Origin of the sequence: Bartonella sp. AP4SXKL (assembly GCF_042195845.1) — a bacterium.
Taxonomy (GTDB): Bacteria; Pseudomonadota; Alphaproteobacteria; order Rhizobiales; family Rhizobiaceae; genus Bartonella.
This window is the reverse complement of sequence record NZ_JBHIPA010000086.1, coordinates 1-575: the sequence shown is the minus strand read 5'-3', so window position 1 is coordinate 575 and position 575 is coordinate 1. Positions and strand designations below refer to the sequence as shown.

The window sequence follows — 575 nt, the reverse complement described above, 5'->3', positions numbered from 1 at the left end:
TGGCGGGCTGTTTTACGTGAAGGGCGTGACCCTATTAAAGAACGTGAAAAACAAAAGCGTGAGGCAATAAGCAATCTCCATTACTTAAAAGATATTGCACTAGATACTTTTGAAACTCGTAAAGCTGAATTAAAAGGTGATGGTAAAAATGGTAAATGGTTTACACCTTTACGCCTTCATATTCTCCCTAAATTAGGCTGTTTACCCGTTTCAGAGATTACGCAAACAGAGATACGCAATACCCTTTCTCCCATTTGGCATACAAAGGCTGTAATTGCTCGAACAGCATTGATACGTCTTAATCTTTGTCTCAAACATGCGGCTGCATTAGGTGTAGATGTTGATTTACAAGCTGTAGAAAAAGCAAAAGCTCTCTTAGGAAAACAACGCCATAAGGTCACTAATAGACCAGCCATGGATTGGAGAGAGGTTCCGGCTTTTTATAAAACACTCTGTGAAGCATCAACCATAACACAACTGGCTTTGCGTTTGCTTATTCTGACAGGCGTTCGTACCAACCCTTTGCGTCATATTCGTGAAGATCAGATTGAAGGTGATATATGGACAATCCCTGC

General features: G+C 40.7%; 1 protein-coding gene. It reads left to right on the top strand.

Features of this window, described 5'->3' with window-relative positions:
* Window positions 1-575 (top strand): tyrosine-type recombinase/integrase (locus tag ACFIMI_RS09810; RefSeq protein WP_375692548.1); only part of this gene is annotated, 575 nt, incomplete at both ends.